The sequence below is a fragment of the Phenylobacterium sp. NIBR 498073 genome (genome assembly GCF_027286305.1).
In the GTDB taxonomy this organism is placed as follows: Bacteria; Pseudomonadota; Alphaproteobacteria; order Caulobacterales; family Caulobacteraceae; genus Phenylobacterium.
This window is the reverse complement of the sequence record NZ_CP114599.1, coordinates 3,599,684-3,620,229: the sequence shown is the minus strand read 5'-3', so window position 1 is coordinate 3,620,229 and position 20,546 is coordinate 3,599,684. Positions and strand designations below refer to the sequence as shown.

Below are 20,546 nucleotides of genomic sequence, written 5' to 3'. Positions count from 1 at the left end.
GTCTCCCAGCGCCCGCCGTCGGAAGGCCGGGCGGACCCAGACTACAGCGCGGCGGCGGAAATTGCTGCGTGTGGATGTCGGTTGTCGGTTTGCGGCGGCGTGGTTCGTCCTAGGGTCGTTCGGGCCGCGGGGGCCCAGCCGAGGAGGAATGACGATGCGCGTGATGGTTCTGGTGAAGGCGACGGCCGACAGCGAAGCCGGAGCGATGCCGTCCAGCGAGCTGCTGGAGGCGATGGGCCGGTACAACGAACTCCTGGTCGAGGCCGGGGTCATGAAGGGCGGCGACGGCTGCAGCCCTCGTCCAAGGGCAAGCGGGTGGCGTTCGACGGCGACAAGCGGGCGGTGATCGACGGGCCGTTCACCGAGACCAAGGAGATCGTCGCCGGCTACTGGCTGTGGGAGGTCAAGGACATGGACGAGGCGGTGGCCTGGGTGAAGCGCTGCCCCAACCCGATGCCGGGCCCGAGCGAGATCGAAATCCGGCCGTTCTACGAGATGGAGGACTTCGGCGAGGCCCTGACCCCGGCGGCGGCCGAGATCCACGACCGGGTCCGCGACAAGCTGGAGCAGAACTAGGCGGCGCGAAGGAGAAGGGGCCCCGCCGAGGCGAGGCCCATTTCCCGTCCCGGTGCGGCCTGATCAGGCTGCGAGGGCGGCGGATCATCGCCCCGATCACCCGCTGTCCGGCCCGGCCACGGAGCCAACTGCTCTCGCTGAATGCACGCAGGCAAGCGACCGATCTGTGCTCGGCGGCGACGCGGCGCGCCTGGTCGGCTGAGGCGACGGCCAATGATCGGGCGCCGATCGGCGAAAGATCGGCTCGCGGTCCTGCCGAGGCGCACGGGGAGGGGGTCTGATGGCGAGGTGGCGCGAACGGCGCCGCGACGGAGCCGAAAGGACGCGCCATGTTGCTCAAGAGTGCTTTGATCGCCCTCGCAGGGCTTGGGATCGCCGCCAGCGCCCAGGCCCAGCCCGCCGCGACGCCCGCCCCCGCCGACGAAGCCAAGGTGGTGAACTACAGCGATCTCAACATCAACCGCGAGCCCGGCGCGGAGGCGATGCTGCGGCGGATCACCAGCGCCGCCGACCAGATCTGCGGCCGGGAATCGCAGCGCACCTCGCTGGACCGCGTGGCGCTGCACCAGGCCTGCGTGCGGAGCACCGTCGACCGGACGGTGGCCGACCTCGGCAGCCCGATGGTGACGGCGCTGAACTCGGGACACGCGGCGCCGACCACCACGATGCTGGCCTCGCGCCGATAGACCGACTTTACGACCTGGGCGTCGCCGCCTGCCCCACAGGTGGTGGCGCCCCTTTCTGCGGACTGGTAGTTTCGGGGCGCGGACGTGAGTACAGGGCCCTGCGCCATGAGCACTCCTGAAGGCTTCGCCGTTCCAGAGCGCAGCGACCTGCCCCCCGACAGCCAGATCCGATTGGTCGGCGAGCCCCCCGTGCGCCTGGGTCCGCTGCACATCGACCCGCCGCTGCGGCGGATCACCCATGACGACGGCCGGGTCGAGCTGTTGCAGCCGCGGGTGATGCAGGTGCTGACCGCCCTCATCCGCGCCGACGGCAAGATCCTCTCGCGCGACGACCTGCTGACCTCCTGCTGGGGCGGCGTGGTGGTCGGCGAGGACGCCATCGACCGGGTGATCGGCCGCGTACGGCGGCTGGCCGAGGGGATCGGGGCCGGGGCCTTCGACCTGACCACCATCACCAAGGTCGGCTACCGGCTGGAGCAGACGGCGAGCGTGCGCCATGTCCCGCCGCCGACGCCGTCGGGCGCCTCGATCTGCGTGCTGCCGTTCGCCAACATGAGCGACGACGTGCAGCAGGCCTATTTCAGCGACGGCATCAGCGAGGACATCATCACCGACCTGAGCCGGGTCTCGTCGCTGTTCGTGGTGGCGCGGACCACCTCGTTCGGCCTGCGCGACACCGGGCTGGACGTGCCGCAGATCGGCCGGCGGCTGAACGTCGAGCACGTGCTGGAGGGCAGCGTGCGCAAGGTCGGGGCGCAGGTGCGGATCACCGCCCAGTTGATCGACGCGCGCACCGGCGGCCACGTCTGGGCCGAACGCTACGACCGGCGGCTGGACGACATCTTCGCCGTGCAGGACGAGATCTCTCAGGCGGTGGTCAGCGTGCTGAAATTGAGGCTGCTGCCGGCCGAGAAGCTGGCCATCGAGCGGCGCGGCACCTCGCACGTCGGCGCCTACACCCTGGTGCTGCAGGCGCGGCGCTATCGGCTGGGGGCGCGGGACGGGGACCTGCGCTGCGCCGAGGCGATCGTGCGGCTGTGCCGCAAGGCGCTGGACATCGATCCCGGCTACGGCCAGGCCTGGGCGCTGCTCGGCTATGCGCAGATGCACCTGTGCTGGCAGCACCGGCGCGCCAACGACGGCGGGCGCGAGGCGGTGCTGAAGGCGCTGGCGCTGGAGCCGCAGCTGGTCGAGGCGATGGCGGTGCGGGCGCGGCACCTGACCTTCGACGGCCGTCCGGACGAGGCGCTGGCCGTCGCCGAGGCGGCGGCGGCGCTGGACCCCAACTTCTGCCCGGCGGTCTCCGAGGCCGGACGGGTCAACTATGTGATGGGCCGTTATCCGCAGGCGCTGGACTATTTCCTGCGGGCCCGCGACCTGGAGCCGAGTTCGGCCCATGACGCCGGGTTCGTGATGTCGACCTGCAAGGCGATGGGCGACGAGGAGGGGGTGCTGGCGGCGGCGAAGATCACCCTGGAGCGGGCCGAGCGGGCGCTGGCCCAGGAGCACGTCAACGGCGGGGCGGTCGGCTGCGGGGCCGGGGCGAGCGCGGCGCTGGGCGACTTCGACCGGGCGCGCGAGATGATGGAGCGGGCGCTGCTGATCGACCCCGACAATCTCAACATGCGCTACAATTTCGCCTGCTGCGCCAGCGCCTTCATGCAGGACGCCGACCTGGCCATCCGCCTGACCGAGCCGGTGTTCGAAGCGGCCTCGGCCGATCTGATCGAGCATGCACGGCGCGACCCGGACCTGGTCCTGGTCCGCGCCGATCCGCGCATGGTGCAGATGCTGGCGCGCGGCTGAGCGCGCCAGCCCGGCGGCTTATTTGCGGGCCAGGTAGGCCTGCGACTGAGTTCCGACCAGGTCGACCAGGTTGCCCATGGCGAGGTTGACGTCGATCAGGTGCAGCCCCCAGTCCTTGAGCACGATGGGGCCGACCTTGACGTCGCCGGCGATGTCGTCGGTGCGCGCATCGTTGGGGTCGGCGTTGATGCGGACCGAGAGGTAGTCGAAGCCGTCCTTGGAGACGCACTGGCCGGTCAGCAGGCCAGGGACCGAGACGAAGGGCGTCGTGACCTTGGCGGCGTCCTTGGTCCAGGCCGGCGGGGCGGCCGACTCCGCGGCGATCATCGCGCCCGAGGACAGGTAGGCGTGCAGCTCGCCCGCGCCGCCGCCCAGCGCGGCCGGGTTGACGCAGGCCGCCTGCATGGCCGGGTTCGGCTCGCGCGGGACGCCGAAGCGGCTGCCCTTGGGCGGCGGCGAGGTCTCGCGGAAGCTGACATAGGCCACGGCGCAGCCGGTCTGGCTCGGGCTCTTGCAGAGCGGGATCGACTTGAAGGTCCCGACGTCCTGGCCCTTGAGCACCGGCAGGTTGGTTCCGAGCAGCAGGGCCGAGACCAGCTGGTTCTGGGCCGGCTTGCCGTCGATCTGCTTGGCGATCAGCTCGGTCAGCAGGCCCGCGCCCTGGGAGTGGCCGATCAGCACGACGCCGCGGCCCTTGTTCTCGTGCGTCAGGTAGTGGTTCCAGGCGTCGGCGACGTCGTCGTAGTTGGTGGTCGCGATCGGGCCGGCCGGCGGCTTGGCTCCGGGCGCCATGCGCGCGCGCAGGGTGGTCAGGGTCACCTGCCGGTACATCGGCGCGTAGATCCTGCACTTGGAGCCGAAGCGGGCGAGCTGCTGCTCGACGACGCGGCGCTCCTCGGCGTTGGGGGTCATGTCGGAAAACACGTCCGGATCGTTGGAGACGGTCGGATAGACGTAGAAGCAGTCGACCGGGGCGGCGGGATCGGGCTTCCAGGTCTCCTTGGACATCGAGCCGTCGGCCTGGATCACGGTGGCGGTGTTGTCGATCGCGCAGGCGTCGGCGCGGCCGGGCCAGCACAGCCACTTCTGGGACTTCGAATAGTCGTTATGCTCCGCTGCGGCCGGCGCCTGGGCCGCGGCCGGGACGGCGAAAGCGCTGAAAAGCAGGCCGGCGGCCGCAGCCGCGAGCGTGATCCTGGACATGTTCCCCACCTGAAAATCTGGTCTTTGCAATGGGGCGGAGAATGCGCAGAACGCCGGTCGGGGTCCAGCCGCTTCAGGCGACCATGTGGTCGGCGCCCAGGCGGGTGTCGAGGGCCCGGTCGATGGCGTCGAGCAGGTGGGCGATCTCGATCGGCTTGGGCACGAAGCCGTTCATGCCGGCGGCGAGATACTCGGCGACCTGATGGCGCATCACGTTGGCCGACAGCGCCAGGATCGGGACCGGCGGCAGGTCGCGTTCGCTTTCCAGGCGACGGATGGCGGCGGTGGCCTCGACCCCGTTCATCACCGGCATCTGGCCGTCCATCAGGATCAGCTGGAAGTCGCCCTCGAAGAACGCCTCGACCGCCTGGGCGCCGTCGCCGACGATGGTCAGGTCGATGGGGAACGGTTCGAGCGTGGCGCGCAGGATCAGCTGGTTGGTCAGGTTGTCCTCGGCCGCCAGGATGCGCACCCGCGCGTCGGGGCGGGCGACGCGGGCCTGGGCCTGCGCCCGCGGGACGGCCGGGGCCAGGGCTGCGGCGCGCCACTCCAGCGGCAGGAGCAGGGTGAAGACCGAGCCCTCGCCGGGGACGCTCTCGACGGTGAGCTCGCCGCCCATCAGCGCCGCCAGCTCGTGGCTGATCGCCAGGCCAAGGCCGGTGCCGCCGTAGCGGCGGGTGGTCGAGGCGTCGACCTGGATGAACTTGTCGAACAGGTCGTGCATGCGCTCGGCGGGAATGCCGATGCCGGTGTCGGCGACGGTGATGCGCACGCGCTCGCCTTCACGCAGGACGCGGACGGCGACCTCGCCGGCGGCGGTGAACTTCACGGCGTTGGAGACCAGGTTGGCGACCACCTGGCGCAGGCGCACGCCGTCGCCGCGCCAGACGCCGTCGGCGGCCGGATCGAGCTCGAACCGGAAGCCGACCGCCTTCTGGCCGGCCAGGGCCGCGAAGGGGGCGCAGGCGATGTGCACGGCCTGGCCGAGGTCGAACTCGTGGGCGTCGAGCTGCAGGCGGCCGGCCTCGATCTTCGACATGTCGAGGATGTCGTTGAGCAGCACCAGCAGGGTCTGGCCGCTCTCGCGGACCACGTCGAGCTGCCGGCGCTGGCCCGCCGTCAGGTCCTCGCGCGACAGGATCTGGGTCATGCCGAGGATGCCGTTCAGCGGGGTGCGGATCTCGTGGCTCATATTGGCTACGAACTGCGACTTGGCGATGCTGGCGGCGGCGGCCTCGTCGCGGGCGCGGACCAGGTCGGCCATCGTGTCGCGCAGCATCAGGTCATTGCGGTCGATCTCGCCGAACACCCGGTGGACGCGGGCGGCGAGCAGCAGGGCCGAGATCAGCAGCGCGACCATGCCGAGGGCGAACAGCGGCGCGATCTGGCGCAGCACGGCGTCGCCGGGATGGCTGCTGGTCCAGGCCAGGGCGGCGATCGGGGTCCCGTCGGGGGCGCGGAGCTGCACGCTGGCCGGGATGGCGCGGTTCCAGGCCAGCAGCCGCACGTCGGAGACGCGCATGGCCTGACCGATGTCCTGCAGCAGGGCCGCGTCAATGCGGCGGGCCGAGATCAGCAGCCGGTCGGGCGCGCCGCGCGAATTGATCGCCGGGGTTTCGGGCACGATGTTGGTCACCGCGGCCATGTAGAGCTCGCCGCCGACGCTGATGACGCCCGTGCGGGTGACCGAGCCGCCGATGCCGCGGTTGCGGGCCGCCCCGCGCAGGGCCTCCAGTTCGCGCACCTTGGCGACCAGCGGTGCGGTTTCGCGCAGGAAGGCGGCGGCCTGGCGCTCGCCGGCGCGGGCGCCGTCGCGCCAGGCGTAGACCGGCCGGTCGGCCTCATCGAGCACGAACGAGGCGGCGTGGCGCATGTAGGTTTCGAAGTAGCTGCCGATGTAGAGGTCGGCCCACTCGGCGTCGACGTCGCGGCTGAGCTTCTGGTAGGCGTCGTCCCAGATCGAAGCCGAGATCAGCTGGCCGACCAGCTCGTGCTCGCGTTCGCGCAGGTAGTTCGAGATCAGCGCCCGTTCCTCGTCCATATGGGCGCGGTCGACGACGCGGGCGGTGTAGAAGATCAGGCCTAGGCAACCGGCCGCCACGATCAGCAGCACAGCCGAGGAAAAGGCGACAATCCGGCTGATGGCGCGCCGGTTACGGGCGAGACTCGATCTGATCACACGACACACGACACCTGGTTCCCCCAAGATGTCGCCCGCGCCGCGCTAGCAAATGGTGAATCGCGCCGACCGGGCGGGAGGTCTGCGACACCCCGCCTCAGTCGGAGAGATCGTCAGGCCACGCGGACGCGGGCGGTGCTTTCCGGCAGGTCCTGGCCGAACGCGCGCTGGAAGAACTCGGCCACGGTGCCGCGCTCGAGCTCGTCGCACTTGTTCAGGAAGGTCAGGCGGAAGGCGAAGGCCAGGTCGCCGCCGAAGATCTCGGCGTTCTGGGCCCAGGTGATCACGGTCCGCGGGCTCATGACGGTCGAGATGTCGCCGTTCATGAATGCGTTGCGGGTCATGTCGGCGACGCGGACCATCGCAGCGATGGTGCGCTTGCCCTCGGCGGTGTCGTAGTGCGGCGACTTGGCCAGCACGATCTCGGCTTCGACGTCATGCGGCAGGTAGTTCAGCGTGGTGACGATCGACCAGCGGTCCATCTGACCTTGGTTGATCTGCTGGGTGCCGTGATAGAGGCCGGTGGTGTCACCCAGACCGATGGTGTTGGTCGTCGAGAACAGCCGGAAGAACGGGTTCGGGCGGATGACGCGGTTCTGGTCGAGCAGGGTCAGCTTGCCCTGCGCTTCCAGGATGCGCTGGATGACGAACATCACGTCCGGACGGCCGGCGTCGTATTCGTCGAACACCAGCGCGACCGGGCGCTGGATCGCCCAGGGCAGGATGCCCTCGCGGAATTCGGTGACCTGCTTGCCGTCTTTCAGGACGATGGCGTCCTTGCCGACCAGGTCGATCCGCGAGACGTGGCTGTCGAGGTTGACGCGGATCAGCGGCCAGTTGAGGCGCGCGGCGACCTGCTCGATGTGGGTCGACTTGCCGGTGCCGTGGTAGCCCTGGACCATCACGCGGCGGTCAAAGGCGAACCCGGCGCAGATGGCCTTGGTCGTCTCGGCGTCGAACTTGTAGGCCGGGTCGATGTCCGGGACGTGAGCGTCGCGTTCGGAGAACGCCGGGACGGTCATGTCGACGTCGACGCCGAAAGTCTCGCGGACCGAGACCTTCTTGTCCGGCACCAGGGCGATGAGCTTGTCTTCTTGCGTATTGGCGAAAGAGGTCATGGCGCGGTTCGATTACAAGGTTACGGGGGCGATGCAAACGGCTGTTTGTGGATGACGTAGCGTCGACCGGGGAGGGCAGACGTCTTTAGCTGGATTCCGCGGCGCAGGGCAGACCGATTGGGCGAGCCGGGGCAGACCGCCGGAAACGGGGCGGCGTGGCGCGCGATGTCAAAACTTCGGCGTGTGAGGTCAAGTTCCCGGGGGTAGGCTGGTCGCCAATCAGGAGGAAACGACCATGGCCGCCACGCTCGCCGAGCCGATCACCGTCACCCCGCAGCCGAGCGGCTTCGGCGCGCAGGTCACCGGGCTGGATCTGTCGCGCCCGCTGGACGCGGCGACCCTGGGGCAGGTCAAGGACGCCTGGGCCCGGCACGCGGTGCTGGCCTTTCCGGGCCAGCCGCTGAGCCTGGAGGCGCTGGAGGCCTTCACGCTGCAGATCGGGCCGTTCGGGGTCGATCCGTTCATCAAGCCGATGCCCGGCCATCCCAACGTGCTGGAGCTGCGCCGCGAGCCGGACGAGACATCCAAGAACTTCGGGGCCGGCTGGCACTCGGACTGGAGCTTCCAGAAGGAGCCGCCGGCCGCGACGCTGCTGCGCTCGGAAGTGACTCCGCCGGTCGGCGGCGACACCCTGTTCGCCGACTGCGCGCGGGCCTATGACGCCCTCTCGGACGGCATGAAGGCGCTGCTGGCGCCGCTGCAGGCGGTGCACTCGGCGACCCGCGCCTATGGCACCCAGGGCGCCTACGCCAAGGAGACGCAGGCGCGGACGATGCAGATCATCGTCTCGACCGAGGCCGAGAAGACCCTGACCCACCCGCTGGTCCGCACCCATCCGATCACCGGCCGCAAGGCGCTGTTCGTCAGCCCGACCTACACCGTCGGCATCGAGGGCCTGACCTACCAGGAAAGCCACGCGATCCTGGGCTTCCTCTACCGGCACATGACCCAGGAGCAGTTCATCTACCGTCACAGCTGGAGCCAGGGGATGCTGCTGATGTGGGACAACCGCTGCACCGTGCACTTCGCCGAGGGCGGCTATGACGGCCACCTGCGGGTCATGCACCGCACGACGGTGGCGGGGGACGTTCCGGTCTAGCGCTCTCAGCCGCTCACCCCGGCGAAAGCCGGGCCAAGCAGCGTTTCGGTTGATCGCCGCCTGCGTGTCTGAGATTCCGCTTGGGTCCCGGCTTTCGCCGGGATGAGCGGTGGAGGGGGAAACCGGTGATGAAACTCGGCCCGGCGCTGGTGATGACGCCTGACCTGGAGGCGGCGCTGGCGTTCTATCGCGACGTGTTAGGCCTCGCCCTCCGTGCACGGTTCGAGAGCCAGCTGGTGTTCGATCTCGGCGGGCGGGCGCTGCACGTGTTCGCCTGCGCGCGGCCGGCGCCGGAGGCCGAGCATGGCGCCGACGCGGCCAGCGTGATCAGTTTCGAGGTCGAGGCGATCGAGCCGGCGATGGCGGCGCTGGCCGCCAGGGGCGTAACGTTCCTGCACGCGCGGCCGGCCTGGAACGCCGATGCGGGCCTGGCCTACGCCGCGTTCCGCGCGCCGGGCGGCGTCGTGCATGAGCTGGTCGAGCGGCGGGGGCCGCGTCCGTGAAGACAGATCAGAGGGCGTCGATGGCGACGATTTCAGAGCTGAAGCCGCATGACGTCACGGTCGAGGTTGCGAGCCAGATCGCACGGCTCATGACCGAGCTCGCCGGCGCGGCTCGATCCATATCGGAAGATGAACTGCGGGCGGTCGTGGCGAGCAACCATCTGTTCGCCGCGACCGATAGCGGCGAGGTTGTCGGCCTGGTCTGCCTGGTCCCGATGCGGCTTCCCCAGGGCGTGCGCCTATGGATCGAGAGCGTGATCGTCGATCCGAGCTGCCGGGGCGCAGGACTCGGCCGCGCCTTGATGGAGGCGGCGCTGGCCAAGGCGAGTTCGTACGGCGAGGTCCCGGTCAGCCTGACGTCGAATCCGACGCGCGCCGTCGCTCACCGCCTGTTCGAGCAGCTGGGCTTTTCGCGGGCGGAGACCTCCGTCTTCCGTCGATCGGCGCAAGGCTGACGCCAGTCGCGAGGGCGCGCGCCCAAGACCGCGTGGGTCGTCCCCTGGCAGCTTGCCATTCAGAGGGGCCGTCGGCTTGCGATCGACGGCCGGTTCAGGCCAGGGAGCGCCAGACGGTCAGCGGTCCAAGCGGAAGGAAGCCCCGGCGCCTGGCTTGGCTAAGGTCTTCTCCGGGCTGATAGGCGACGACCGGAGCGGGCGGCAGCAGCGACGCCAATGCGGCGATGACCTGCCCCTGCGAGCCGAACACATTGGTCAGACCGATGGCCTCGGCGGTCCGATAGGCGATCGCGCCGGCCACGATCCGTCCCTGGCTGTCGAAGCCGCCGATGACGTTGGCGTTGGGGTCGTCGAGCAGCGCGTCGGGGAAGGTCCGGGCATGCTCCAGATCGTCCCCACGCCAGGCCTGCTCCCATCGCATCAGCTCGGCGGAGGCGATGCATCGCCAGCTGCTCCCCTCCCGCAACGGCGGCGGATCGTTGGGCTCAAGCCAGAGCCAGGTGGCGGAGAACAGCGGGGTCAGGCCGGCGCTCGCGAGCGGCAGGGCTGCGAAGCTGTCCTTGACGCTGAACTCGAAGTCCGACCGCTCCGCAAGGCCGCGGATGAACGCGACCTGGAGGTCAGGGTCGGCGCCGGGATCGACCGTCACCACGTTGGGATAATATTGCGGGGTTTCCTCGGCGCAGAACCATAGCCCGTGCCGTTGGCCGACGGTCAGGCCGTGCGCCTTCCACACGGCCGCGCACCATTCGGCGTTGTTGCGCGCGGCGATTGCGTCACGGTCGGCGACCATCACGCCCTAACCCTGCCGCCCCGCCAGCCGGGCGGCCAGGGTGCGGGTGCGGCGCAGGGCGGTCCAGGCGGCGCCGGCGACGATGACCAGCAGGCCGAGGATGACGCTCTGGCCGTTCCAGCCCCACAGCGGCTCGAAGGCGGCGAGGGCGCAGGTGGCGGTGAGGGCGGCCATGCGGTGCGGCTTGGCCATGGGCCCTGAGAAGTCGGCCGGGAAGCCGAGGCCGCGGCCGAGCTCGCGGACATAGGCGGTGAGCACGGCCAGCACCGCGGCGGCCCAGCCGAGCGGGGCGCCGAGGGTGAAGCCGGCGAGGTCGGCGAAATAGCCGGCCCCGACCAGGAACAGGGCGTCGGCGATGCGGTCGGGCAGTTCGTTCCAGATGGGCCCCGACGGACCGCCCTTGCCGTGCTCGACCGCCACCATGCCGTCGAGCAGGTTGCAGAGCAGGCGCAGCTGGATGCAGACGCCGGCCCCGATCAGCAGCGCGCCGCGGTGGAAGGGGGGCCGGTCGCCGGCCGCATAGAGGAAGGCCAGCAGACCGAGCAGGGCGAAGATGATGCTGCCGGCCGAGATCATGTCCGGGCTGGCGCCGGCCTTGGCCAGGCCCGAGGCCAGGCCCTGGGTCCAGCCGGTTCCGCGCGACTTGAGCGGGCGGCGGTTCTCTGGGGTCTCGGTCATTTGGGAGCCTTGGCTTGGCCGCGCGCCAGGGTCGCGGCGTAGACGACGGCGTAGAAGGTCGAGACCGACCACGGTACGGCGATGGTGCGGGCGATCTCGGGCGTGCCGATCAGCGCGTGGACGGCGACCAGCAGGGCGAGGATCGCAGTCGCTGTGATCGCCGGCGGGACGACATAGGCCAGCGCGCCGGAAAACCGCGGGCCCATCGCCTCGAGCGCCCGCTTGAGCACCAGGGTGATCAGGCCCGAGAGCACGCCTTGCGACACCGCCGGCAGGGCGGCGGCGGCCAGGCCGTGGCCGGCGTTGGCGTAGAGCGCCCAGCCGCCCATGGCCAGGAAGGCGAAGCCGACGTGGGCGAAGGTCGTGCCGGCGAAAGTCCGCAAGGCGTTCTGCATTGGGATGGAAACTGCGCCGCCATCCGCTGTACGGTCAAGCTGCGCCGGGGCTCGATGCTCGGCGGGCGGGAGAGGCCAGCGCATGGACGCAGTCACGGGGTTCTTCGCCCAGCAGTCGCCGGTGGTGCTGTGGGGGCTTGGCGGCGTGCTGGCCGTGCTGACCCTGGCGGTCGCGATCACCGGCCTGCTGGCGGTGCTGAAACCGGCCGGCGACTTCACCAACCTGCGCCAGCGGATCGCCTCGTGGTGGGTGATGATCGCGCTGCTGGCCGGGGCGCTGCTGGCCGGCTGGCAGGTGTTCACGACGCTGATGATCGCGATCTCGTTCGTCGCCCTGCGCGAGTTCCTGTCGCTGGCCCCGGTGCGGCGCGAGGACCGGCTGATCGTGCTGGCTGCGTTCGTGGCGATGGGGATCAACTACCTCTTCATCATCATCGACGACTACGGCCTTTATCGGGTGTTCATCCCGACCTACGTGTTCCTGATCATCCCGTTCCTGATGGCCTGCATCGGCCAGACGCGGGCGTTCCTGGCGACCACGGCGACGTTCCATTGGGCCATCGTCGCCTGCGTCTACAACCTCGGCTACATCGCCTTCCTGATGCGCACGCCGGCCGCCGAGGCGCAGCCGGCCGGGGCGGCGGGGCTGGTGTTCTTCCTGCTGGTCGTCACCGAGGCCAACGACGTGGCGCAGTACGTCTGGGGCAAGCTGTTCGGAAAGCGGAAGATCGTCCCCAAGGTCAGCCCCAACAAGACCTGGGAGGGCTTCCTCGGCGGCTGGATCACGACCAGCGCGCTGATCTGGTTCCTTGGGCCCATGTTCACGCCGCTGAGCGGCATCGGACTGGGGTGCCTGGCGCTCTTCCTGCCGCTGGCGGGCTTCGCCGGCGACGTGACGATGAGCGCGATCAAGCGCGACATCGGGGTCAAGGACACCAGCGCCCTGATCCCCGGCCACGGCGGCCTGCTGGACCGGGCCGACAGCCTGACCTTCACCGCGCCGCTCTACTTCCACATCCTCGCCTACTTCGCCCTGGATCACTTCTGATGCGCTGGTTCCGCCGCCTCGTCCTGGTGCTGATCGGTCGGCCGGTCGCACGCGTGTTCACCGGGGCCGACATCATCGGGCGCGAGAAGCTGCCGCTGAAGGGGCCGGCGATCCTGGCGGCGAACCACGCCAGCCACGTCGACACCATCCTGATGCTGACGCTCTATCCGTCGAAGGGCCTGGACCGGGTGCGGCCGGCGGCGGCGGCCGACTACTTCCTGCGCGGCGGGCTGATCAGCTGGCTGTCCAACACCATCATCGGCATCGTGCCGGTGGCGCGTGACAAGGCCGGCACCGGGGTCGACGTGCTGGAGCCGGTGCGCGCGGCGCTGAAGGCCGGCGACATCGTGCTGATCTTCCCGGAGGGCACGCGCGGCGACGGCGAGGAGATGGCCCAGCTGAAAAGCGGGGTGGCGCGGCTGGCGGCCGACGTGCCCGAGGCGCCGGTCTATCCGATCTGGCTGCAGGGCGCGGGCCGGGTGCTGCCCAAGGGCGAGGCGCTGCCGGTGCCGATGAACTGCACGGTGCTGGTCGGCGACCCGCTGCACTGGCGGGGAGACCGCCAGGCGTTCCTGGGCGAGCTGCGCGCGCGGCTGGAGGACCTGAAGGCCAAGGCGCCGCCGCAGCGGTGGGCCTGAGAGGGGCTGAGTCAGCAGGCCCCTCCGTCGCGTTTCGCGCGCCACCTCCCCCAGGAGGGGGAGGAATAGTCGGCCACAGATGTCATCCCGGTTTGCGAAGCAAGACCGGGACCCATTGTCGCCGAGCGGCGGAGTTCGCGCGAACCTTGGCGGATCCGGTGTTCATGGGTCCGGGTCTTCGGCTGCGCCGAAGCCGGGATGACACCTGATTAGAACCCCTCGACGTCGAGGGCGACAGCGATGTCCGAGCCGGCGGCGAGGTCGAGCCAGAGGGCGACGCGCGGCATTTCCTGTTCGAAGAAGAACCAGCAGGCGGCGACCTTGCCGGCGGTGAAGGCGTCTTCGCCCTGCGCCTTGGCGGCCAGGGCCATGTCGAGCCACAGCCAGCCGGCGGCGCCTCGGCGCGACAGCGGCTGCTGACACGTTCTGGCGCGCGGCGGCGCAGTCTGCGCTGTAAGCATGGAGGCGAGGATGATCCGGGGAAGCTGCAACTGCGGGGCGGTCAGGTTCGAGTTGACCGCGGCGCCGAGGATGATGGGCACTTGCCACTGTTCGCGCTGCCGCAAGGCCGGGGCCGGGACGTTCGTGCTGGTGGCGCGTGAAAGCCTGAACTGGATCGCGGGGAGGGACGAAGTGGCGAGCTATGCGCCCGAGCCGCCGTTCAAGTATGCGCGCTGCTTCTGCCGTAATTGCGGGACCGGGCTGGGGGAGATCGCTTCGGAGGCCGAGACCTTTCCGATCGCCGCCCACTGCCTGGACGACGACCCGCAGGTGCGCAACCGCTTCCATGAGTGGGTGTCCGTCAAGCCGGCCTGGTACGAGATCTGCGACGAGGCCAGGCGGTTTCCGGAAAATCCGGGGTAGGGCGTTGCGCGCGCCGCCGCGCGCTGCGAGGCTCCGAATATGGACGACAGCCACCTGAGCGTCGGCTTCGAGGCCGCACTGACCGGCAAGGGACATGCCGTCCACGGGGCCGGCGAACTGGCGCAGTTCGCGCGCTACGCCGTGTCACGCGGACACCTGATCTGCAACGTCGAGGCCTATGAGCTGCGCGGCGACCTGGAGGTCCCTCGGATCGACCTCGGCCTCTATCAGGGCTCGGTCGAGGAGAGCGAGTTCGCGGCGGACGAGCGGGTGGGGCGCTCGATGCTGCGGCTCGGCGAAATCGTAGAAGACTGCGAGGCCGAGCGCGCCAGCTTCCTGTTCCTGGTGTGGATCGACAGCCTGGAGGCCTAGACCCCTCAGGCCATCGTGGCCTTCTTGGCGCTTGGCCATGACAAGCCGTGCGGTTAAATTGAATTCAATTCAAGTCTAGGGGCGGTCAATGGGCGGGGCGAGCGCTGCGAAGTCGGGCACGGCGGAGCGACTGGTTCAGGCCGCCCAGGAGGAGCTGATCGCGAGCCAAGGCTTGCTGGAGATGCAGGCGGTCGCCAAGCGGGGCAAGGTGTCGGTCGGCTTGGCGTATCACCACTTCGGTTCCAAGGCCGGGCTGATCGCCGCGGTCGTTGAGGCCTTCTACAACCGATTGGAGGAGGCGGCGTTCGATCCGGCGAAATTGACCGCGGAAGACTGGGCGGGGCGCGAGAAGGAGCGCATCGCGGCCTATATCTCGTTCCACTACGACCATCCGTTCGCGCCGCTGGTCGTCGGGGCTCTGAGCCGGGCGCCGGAGGTGCTGGACGTCGAGCAGGCGTTCACCCGTCGGCAGCTGACGGCCGGGGCCTACAACGTGAGGGCCGGGCAGCGGGATGGGGTGATCCCCGCCGACCTCGATCCACGGCTGACCATTGCGCTGCTGATCGGCGGCATCCGCCAGGCGCTCATCGGCGCGCTGACCGCCAACGAGCGCCCAGACCGTGCGGCCTTGACCGAGAAGATCTGGATTTTCGTCGCCGGCGCCCTGCGCCTGTCGCGGAGCTAAGCAACAGGAGGACGACCATGTCCGACCCGCACGCCTTCCACGCCCCGCGGTCGAGCTACTCGAAGGAGGAGCTGATCCTCTCCAGCCAGGGCGGCTATTTCGGCCCGGGCAACGCCCAGCTGCCGGCCCCGCCCATGCTGATGATGGACCGGATCACGGCGCTCAGTCTGGACGGCGGCGAATTTGGCAAGGGAAGCATCGTCGCCGAGCTGGATGTCAGCCCCGACCTCTGGTTCTTCGGCTGTCACTTTCCCGGTGATCCGGTGATGCCCGGCTGCCTGGGGCTGGACGCCATGTGGCAGATGCTGGGTTACTGGCTCGGCTGGTCGGGATCGCCGGGCAAGGGGCGGGCGCTGGGCGTGGGCGAGGTGCGGTTCCGCGGCGACGTCACCCCCAAGACCCGCAAGGTCCGCTACGAGGTCGACCTGCGGCAGGCTCGGCGCGGTCAGCTGGCGCTGGGCGTCGGCAACGGCCGGATGTTCTCGGACGACGAGTGCGTCTACTGGGCGAGCGACCTGCGGGTTGGGATGATCCGGCCCTAGCCCCTCAGGCCATCTTGGCCTTCTTGAGGACCTGGTAGGCCTTGATCACGCGCTGGAGCTTGTGCTCGGCCGAGCGGTCGCCGCCGTTGGAGTCGGGGTGGGTGCGCTTGACCAGCTCGATGTAGCGGGCGCGGATGGCCGGGCCGTCGGCGTCCTCGTCGAGGTCGAGGTCGGCCAGGGCGTTGCGCTCGAGCTTGCCGAGGCGGCGGGCGTTCGCCGGTTCGGCCTTGGGCTTCGGCCGCGCGCCAGCCCCGAACAGGCTGAACGGATCGGCGTAGCCTTCGCCCTTGCCGAAGCCGTGGGCGGCGCCGGCCGCCTCACGCGAGAACTTGCTGGCCTTGAACTGCCAGGTCGGGCGGTCGCCGACCGCGCTCTGGGCCTGGCGGTTGCGGATCTCGCCCTCGCTCATGCCGGCGAAGAAGTCCCACTGCTTGTTGTACTCGGCCGCGTGCGGCTGGCAGAACCAGTAGTGCTCGTTGAGCATGTCGCGCGACTTGGGCGCGCGCGCCGTCGCCGCCGTCCGGCAGCCCGGATGGTCGCAAGCCCGTTCGCCGGGCTTCAGCGCATAGACATCGTCGTTCCGCTTCGCCTCCTCCTCCGAACCGGGGGGACGCACACGGATATCGACGAACTTAGGCTTGTATTGAAACGCGCCGGCCATGGCCCAAGTATGAAGCTCCCTGAGTCCCTTTCAAGAATTGAACATCGATACGATGGGCGCCATATTTGAGGCCATCCACCACAAGCTGAACGCGGCGTTTTCGCCCACCCGCCTGGAAGTGGTCGACGATTCCGACCGCCATGCCGGTCATGCAGGCGCCACGCCCGGCGGGGAAAGTCACTTCAATGTGCTGATCGAGGCCGCGGCCTTCGCCGGAGTGTCCAAGGTGGTGCGCCAGCGGCTGGTCTACAAGGCCCTGGCCGACGAGCTGGCCGGACCGGTGCACGCGCTGTCGGTCAAGGCGCTGGCGCCGGGGGAAGGCGCGTAAAAACAACACGGCGGACCGGAACGAGCGTTTGAACGTTCGTAGCTGGGCCACCATAATGACAACGTATGTGAGCGCTCACATCAGGGGAGGTGGGGATGCAAACGACAATCACGGTGAACGGGGCGGAGCGAACGCTCGACCTCGACCCGCGGACCACCCTGCTGGACGCGCTGCGTGAGCACCTGGGGCTGACCGGCTCGAAGAAGGGCTGCGACCACGGCCAGTGCGGCGCCTGCACGGTGCTGGTGAACGGGGTGCGAATCAACTCCTGCCTGTCGATCCTTGCCATGCATGACGGCGACCAGGTGACGACCATCGAGGGGCTGGGCCAGCCGGGTGCGCTGCATCCGGTGCAGCAGGCGTTCCTGGAGAACGACGCCCTGCAGTGCGGCTACTGCACGCCGGGGCAGATCTGCTCGACGGTCGGCATGCTGCAGGAGGCCGCCGACGGCTGGGCCAGCAAGGAGACCGCCGACCTGACGGCGCCGACGGCGCTGACCGACGCCGAGATCCGCGAGCGGATGAGCGGCAACATCTGCCGCTGCTCGGCCTATCCGCAGATCCTGGCGGCGATCCGCGACCTGGCGGGAGAGGCCGCATGAAGCCGTTCACCTACGAGCGGGCCGCCGACGCCAAGGCCGCGGTCAAGGCGGTGGCCGAAAATCCGGGCGCCAAGTTCCTGGCCGGCGGCACCAACCTGCTGGACCTGATGAAGCTGGAGATCGAGCGGCCGACTCACTTGGTCGACGTCGGGCGGCTGCCGTTCGCCGGGATCGAGGCGACGGAGGAGGGCGGCCTAAGGATCGGCGGGGCGATGACCAACGCCAAGCTTGCGGCGCATCCGAAGGTGCGCGAGCTCTATCCGGTGCTGGCGCGGGCGATCCTGGCCGGGGCCTCGGGCCAGCTGCGCAACAAGGCGACGACGGCCGGCAACCTGCTGCAGCGCACCCGTTGCGACTATTTCTACGACACCGCCAAGCCCTGCAACAAACGCCAGCCGGGCTCGGGCTGCAGCGCGTTGGGCGGACCGGGCGGCTATGGGGCGATCTTCGGGGCCAGCGAGGCCTGCATCGCCACCCATACCTCGGACATGGCGGTGGCGCTGACGGCGCTGGACGCCAGCGTCGAGACCATGACCCCGGACGGTGGAGCGCGGTCGATCAAGGTCGAGGCGCTGCACCGGCTGCCCGGCGCGACGCCGCAGGTGGAGACCGACCTGGCGGCGGGCGAACTGATCACCGCGGTGGTGCTGCCGCCGCCGCCGGCCGGCGGCCAGGCCTACGCCAAGGTCCGAGATCGCGCGTCCTACGCCCACGGCCTGGCCATGGTGGCGGTGGCCGGCGGCCGGGTGGCGCTGGGCGCGGTGGCCGCTAAGCCGTGGCGGGCCGAGCAGGCCGAGGCGGCGCTGGCGGCGGGGGCGAGCGCGGCCGAGGCGGCGACCGCCGAACTGGCGCGCGCCGACGCCGATGACCGCCGCACGCACAAGATCGCCCTGGTCCGCCGCCTGGCGGCCGCGACCATCGAAGACGCCGGGAGCGCCCGATGACCTCCGTCCAAGACTGGGCTGCGCCCAACCCCGTCACCGAGAACCGCAGCGGCGTGATCGGCAAGGGCGTCGACCGCTACGAAGGCGCCCTGAAGGTCACCGGGACCGCGCCCTACGCCTATGACACGCTGGCGCCGTCTCCGCCGGCCATCGGCGTGCTGGTCACCGCCACGATCCCGCGCGGGAAGGTGACGGCGGTGGACACGGCGGCCGCCGAGGCCGCGCCGGGCGTGCAACTGGTCTGGACGCACCTGAACGCGCCGGCCCAGGCGCCGCGCGGGACGCGGGCCAATCCGCGCAGCCAGCGGGCCTCGAACCCGGCGCTGGCGAGCGATCGGGTCGAGTACTACGGCCAGACCATCGCCTTCGTGGTCGCCGACACTTTCGAGAACGCGCGGGCCGCGGCCGAGCTGGTCAAGGTCGCGTACGCCGCCGAGCCGGCGGTGGTCGACTTCCTGGCCAGCTTCGACCAGGCGACCCTGCCGCCGGACGAGGAGGACGTGCACATCGGCGATTTCCACGGCGCCTTCGCCGCTGCGCCTGTGACGGTGGACGAGACCTATTTCAGTCCGATCCAGAACCACGTGCAGATGGAGCCCTGCGCCACCATCGCCTGGTGGGAGGGCGACAAGGTCACGGTCCACACCTCGATCCAGATGGTGAAGGGCGGCCAGCACGCCCTGGCCGAGACCCTGGCGATCCCGTCGACCGACGTGCACCTGCTGACCCGCTACATCGGCGGCGGGTTCGGCGGGAAAGGCCAGTCCTATGACGACCTGACCTTGGCGGCGCTGGCGGCGCGGGCGCTGGGGCGGCCGGTCAAGGTCGCCTACACCCGCCAGCAGATGTTCCACGGCACCATCCACCGCCCGGCGGTGAACATGCGCGTGCGGCTGGGGGCCGAGCCGGACGGGCGGCTCACCGCCTTCGCCGTCGAGGCGACGACGCACTGCGCGCGGGCGGCGACCTTCACCGAGCATGCGGCCAACTTCTCGCGCAATCTCTACGCTGCGCCCAACCGCCTGACCGGCCACCGGCTGGTGCGGATGGACCTGCCGCACGCCGGCCCCATGCGGGCGCCGGGCGAGGCGCCGGGCATGCTGAGCCTGGAATGCGCGATGGACGAGCTGGCCGAGAAGCTGGGCCTCGACCCCATCGAGCTGCGCATCCGCAACGAGCCGGAGATCGACCCGGAGACCGGCAAGCCGTTCTCGATCCGCCAGCTGGTGCGCTGCATGACCGAGGGCGCGCAGCGGTTCGGCTGGGAGCGCCGCAACCCGGTCCCCGGACAGGTGCGCGACGGCCGCTGGCTGGTCGGCATGGGCATGGCCGCAGCGATCCGCGGCAACTTCCTGCTGCCGGCCAAGGCCGGCGTGCGGATCGACGCCGGCGGGATCATCACCCTGCGCCAGGGCATGACCGACATCGGCACCGGCACCTATACGATCCTTCAGCAGATCACCGCCGAGACCCTGGGCGTGCCCCTGGGCCACGTGCGGGTCGAGATCGGCGACTCCGACTTCCCGCCGGCCCCCGGCTCGGGCGGGCAGTTCGGGGCGGCGACGGCCGGGTCGGCGGCGTACGAGGCGGGGATGAACCTGCGCCGGGCGCTGACCGAGCTGGCGGTGGGCGATCCGAACTCGCCGCTCTATGGCGGGCCGGCCGAGTACGTGACCTTCGAGAACGGGGTCATCGCCATCGAGAACCGCAGCGAAACGCTGGCCGCGCTGGTCGGGCGGGCCGCGCCGGACGGGATCTATGTCGAAGGCTCGATCGCCCCGGCGGCCGACGCGCGCGACTATTCCCAGCACACCTACGGCGCGCACTTCGCCGAGGTGGGGGTGAACCAGGTGACCGGCGAGGTGCGGCTGCGCAAGATGTTCGGGGTGTTCGCGGCCGGGCGGATCCTCAACGCCAAGACCGCCAAGAGCCAGATCACCGGCGGGATGATCTGGGGCGTCGGCACGGCGCTGACCGAGGTCAACGCCGTCGACCCGCGCTACGGCTCGTTCGTCGCTCAGGACATGGCCGAGTACCTGGCGCCGGTGCACGCCGACATCGTCGACCTGGACTCGATGTTCCTCGAGGAAGCCGACGACAAGGCCAATCCGATGGGCATCAAGGGGGTCGGCGAACTGGGCATCGCCGGGGCTGGGGCGGCGATCGCCAACGCCATCTACAACGCCGCCGGCGTGCGGCTGCGCGACTATCCGATGACGCCGGACAAGGTGCTGGCCGGGCTGATGGCCAAGGGGCTGTAGCGCGCTGAGTGTGTCATCCCGGAAGCCGCGTAGCGGCTGTCCGGGACCCATTCGCGCCGTAACGGCCGAAAGTGGCGCGGCCGCGTCACAGTTTGCGAGATCCGGTGTTC

25 protein-coding genes are annotated in these 20,546 nt (G+C 70.0%); 17 read left to right on the top strand and 8 right to left on the bottom strand.

The features are described from left to right. Positions 1-154 precede the first annotated feature (154 nt). From O4N75_RS18095 to O4N75_RS18080, 4 genes are all read left to right on the top strand, one after another. Entirely contained in the window at positions 155-346 is a 192-nt protein-coding gene (locus O4N75_RS18095; RefSeq protein ID WP_269626839.1) for a YciI family protein, read from the top strand. After that, a complete protein-coding gene (locus tag O4N75_RS18090; RefSeq protein ID WP_269626838.1) occupies positions 316-576 on the top strand; it encodes a YciI family protein in 261 nt (86 codons plus the stop codon). Before O4N75_RS18095 ends, O4N75_RS18090 begins: the two co-directional genes overlap by 31 nt. Before the next feature lie 329 nt (positions 577-905). Beyond that, entirely contained in the window at positions 906-1,262 is a 357-nt protein-coding gene (locus O4N75_RS18085) for a UrcA family protein (RefSeq protein ID WP_269626837.1), read from the top strand. A gap of 105 nt (positions 1,263-1,367) precedes the next feature. Then, complete coding sequence (locus O4N75_RS18080) at positions 1,368-3,068, top strand: winged helix-turn-helix domain-containing protein (RefSeq protein ID WP_269626836.1); 1,701 nt, start codon at positions 1,368-1,370, stop codon at positions 3,066-3,068. Positions 3,069-3,086: 18 nt separating this feature from the next. On the opposite strand, the gene O4N75_RS18075 is transcribed toward O4N75_RS18080, so the two are convergent. The 3 genes from O4N75_RS18075 to cobS form a co-directional block, all read right to left on the bottom strand. Then, positions 3,087-4,271, bottom strand: coding sequence for a DUF3089 domain-containing protein (locus O4N75_RS18075; RefSeq protein WP_269626835.1), 1,185 nt, complete (start codon positions 4,269-4,271; stop codon positions 3,087-3,089). Between the two features lie 73 nt (positions 4,272-4,344). Continuing rightward, positions 4,345-6,450, bottom strand: a complete 2,106-nt coding sequence (locus tag O4N75_RS18070) for an ATP-binding protein (protein WP_269626834.1) — start codon at positions 6,448-6,450, stop codon at positions 4,345-4,347. A 113-nt stretch (positions 6,451-6,563) separates the two neighbouring features. After that, positions 6,564-7,568 (bottom strand): cobaltochelatase subunit CobS, encoded by a 1,005-nt coding sequence (gene cobS / locus O4N75_RS18065; protein ID WP_183773105.1) that lies wholly within the window; start codon positions 7,566-7,568, stop codon positions 6,564-6,566. Positions 7,569-7,803: 235 nt separating this feature from the next. Here cobS and O4N75_RS18060 point away from each other — a divergent pair, with 235 nt between their 5' ends. From O4N75_RS18060 to O4N75_RS18050, 3 genes are all read left to right on the top strand, one after another. Next, positions 7,804-8,667, top strand: a complete 864-nt coding sequence (locus O4N75_RS18060; protein ID WP_269626833.1) for a TauD/TfdA family dioxygenase — start codon at positions 7,804-7,806, stop codon at positions 8,665-8,667. A gap of 128 nt (positions 8,668-8,795) precedes the next feature. Continuing rightward, positions 8,796-9,170 (top strand): VOC family protein, encoded by a 375-nt coding sequence (locus tag O4N75_RS18055; protein ID WP_269626832.1) that lies wholly within the window; start codon positions 8,796-8,798, stop codon positions 9,168-9,170. 20 nt (positions 9,171-9,190) lie between these two features. Beyond that, positions 9,191-9,625, top strand: a complete 435-nt coding sequence (locus tag O4N75_RS18050; protein WP_269626831.1) for a GNAT family N-acetyltransferase — start codon at positions 9,191-9,193, stop codon at positions 9,623-9,625. Between the two features lie 94 nt (positions 9,626-9,719). Here O4N75_RS18050 and O4N75_RS18045 read toward each other — a convergent pair whose 3' ends face one another. Genes O4N75_RS18045 through O4N75_RS18035 form a run of 3 tightly spaced genes read right to left on the bottom strand, consistent with a single transcriptional unit; the run spans position 9,720 to position 11,479 of the window. Then, a complete protein-coding gene (locus tag O4N75_RS18045; protein ID WP_269626830.1) occupies positions 9,720-10,421 on the bottom strand; it encodes a hypothetical protein in 702 nt (233 codons plus the stop codon). Between the two features lie 3 nt (positions 10,422-10,424). Continuing rightward, the gene (locus O4N75_RS18040; protein ID WP_269626829.1) at positions 10,425-11,096 is read right to left on the bottom strand and encodes a CDP-alcohol phosphatidyltransferase family protein; all 672 of its coding nucleotides are present in this window, start codon (positions 11,094-11,096) and stop codon (positions 10,425-10,427) included. Beyond that, entirely contained in the window at positions 11,093-11,479 is a 387-nt protein-coding gene (locus O4N75_RS18035; RefSeq protein ID WP_269626828.1) for a hypothetical protein, read from the bottom strand. Before O4N75_RS18035 ends, O4N75_RS18040 begins: the two co-directional genes overlap by 4 nt. Positions 11,480-11,573: 94 nt before the next feature. Here O4N75_RS18035 and O4N75_RS18030 point away from each other — a divergent pair, with 94 nt between their 5' ends. Together O4N75_RS18030 and O4N75_RS18025 are read left to right on the top strand one after the other, a co-directional pair. Further along, positions 11,574-12,539, top strand: coding sequence for a phosphatidate cytidylyltransferase (locus O4N75_RS18030; RefSeq protein ID WP_269626827.1), 966 nt, complete (start codon positions 11,574-11,576; stop codon positions 12,537-12,539). Continuing rightward, a complete protein-coding gene (locus O4N75_RS18025; RefSeq protein ID WP_269626826.1) occupies positions 12,539-13,177 on the top strand; it encodes a lysophospholipid acyltransferase family protein in 639 nt (212 codons plus the stop codon). Before O4N75_RS18030 ends, O4N75_RS18025 begins: the two co-directional genes overlap by 1 nt. Before the next feature lie 209 nt (positions 13,178-13,386). Here the strand turns inward: O4N75_RS18025 and O4N75_RS18020 are convergent, their stop codons facing one another. Then, entirely contained in the window at positions 13,387-13,719 is a 333-nt protein-coding gene (locus tag O4N75_RS18020) for an acyl-CoA dehydrogenase C-terminal domain-containing protein (protein ID WP_269626825.1), read from the bottom strand. On the opposite strand from O4N75_RS18020, the gene O4N75_RS18015 reads away from it, so the two are divergent. From O4N75_RS18015 to fabA, 4 genes are all read left to right on the top strand, one after another. Further along, positions 13,709-14,041: a GFA family protein gene (locus O4N75_RS18015; protein ID WP_269626824.1), complete on the top strand. Its 333-nt coding sequence runs from the start codon at positions 13,709-13,711 to the stop codon at positions 14,039-14,041. The two genes, O4N75_RS18020 and O4N75_RS18015, sit on opposite strands and share 11 nt — an antisense overlap. A gap of 39 nt (positions 14,042-14,080) precedes the next feature. Next, a complete protein-coding gene (locus O4N75_RS18010; protein WP_269626822.1) occupies positions 14,081-14,413 on the top strand; it encodes a hypothetical protein in 333 nt (110 codons plus the stop codon). An 88-nt stretch (positions 14,414-14,501) separates the two neighbouring features. Next, positions 14,502-15,098, top strand: coding sequence for a TetR/AcrR family transcriptional regulator (locus tag O4N75_RS18005; RefSeq protein ID WP_269626821.1), 597 nt, complete (start codon positions 14,502-14,504; stop codon positions 15,096-15,098). Positions 15,099-15,115: 17 nt separating this feature from the next. Continuing rightward, a complete protein-coding gene (gene fabA, locus O4N75_RS18000; protein WP_269626820.1) occupies positions 15,116-15,640 on the top strand; it encodes a bifunctional 3-hydroxydecanoyl-ACP dehydratase/trans-2-decenoyl-ACP isomerase in 525 nt (174 codons plus the stop codon). A 4-nt stretch (positions 15,641-15,644) separates the two neighbouring features. On the opposite strand, the gene O4N75_RS17995 is transcribed toward fabA, so the two are convergent. Beyond that, positions 15,645-16,301, bottom strand: coding sequence for a J domain-containing protein (locus O4N75_RS17995; RefSeq protein WP_269626819.1), 657 nt, complete (start codon positions 16,299-16,301; stop codon positions 15,645-15,647). A 52-nt stretch (positions 16,302-16,353) separates the two neighbouring features. On the opposite strand from O4N75_RS17995, the gene O4N75_RS17990 reads away from it, so the two are divergent. The 4 genes from O4N75_RS17990 (at position 16,354) to O4N75_RS17975 (ending at position 20,436) form a co-directional block, all read left to right on the top strand. Then, positions 16,354-16,629, top strand: a complete 276-nt coding sequence (locus O4N75_RS17990; RefSeq protein WP_269626818.1) for a BolA family protein — start codon at positions 16,354-16,356, stop codon at positions 16,627-16,629. Positions 16,630-16,724: 95 nt separating this feature from the next. Next, complete coding sequence (locus O4N75_RS17985; RefSeq protein WP_269626817.1) at positions 16,725-17,231, top strand: 2Fe-2S iron-sulfur cluster-binding protein; 507 nt, start codon at positions 16,725-16,727, stop codon at positions 17,229-17,231. Then, positions 17,228-18,175, top strand: a complete 948-nt coding sequence (locus tag O4N75_RS17980; protein ID WP_269626816.1) for a xanthine dehydrogenase family protein subunit M — start codon at positions 17,228-17,230, stop codon at positions 18,173-18,175. Before O4N75_RS17985 ends, O4N75_RS17980 begins: the two co-directional genes overlap by 4 nt. Next, entirely contained in the window at positions 18,172-20,436 is a 2,265-nt protein-coding gene (locus tag O4N75_RS17975; protein WP_269626815.1) for a xanthine dehydrogenase family protein molybdopterin-binding subunit, read from the top strand. The genes O4N75_RS17980 and O4N75_RS17975 overlap by 4 nt, the downstream gene beginning before the upstream one ends. Positions 20,437-20,546: the final 110 nt, after the last annotated feature.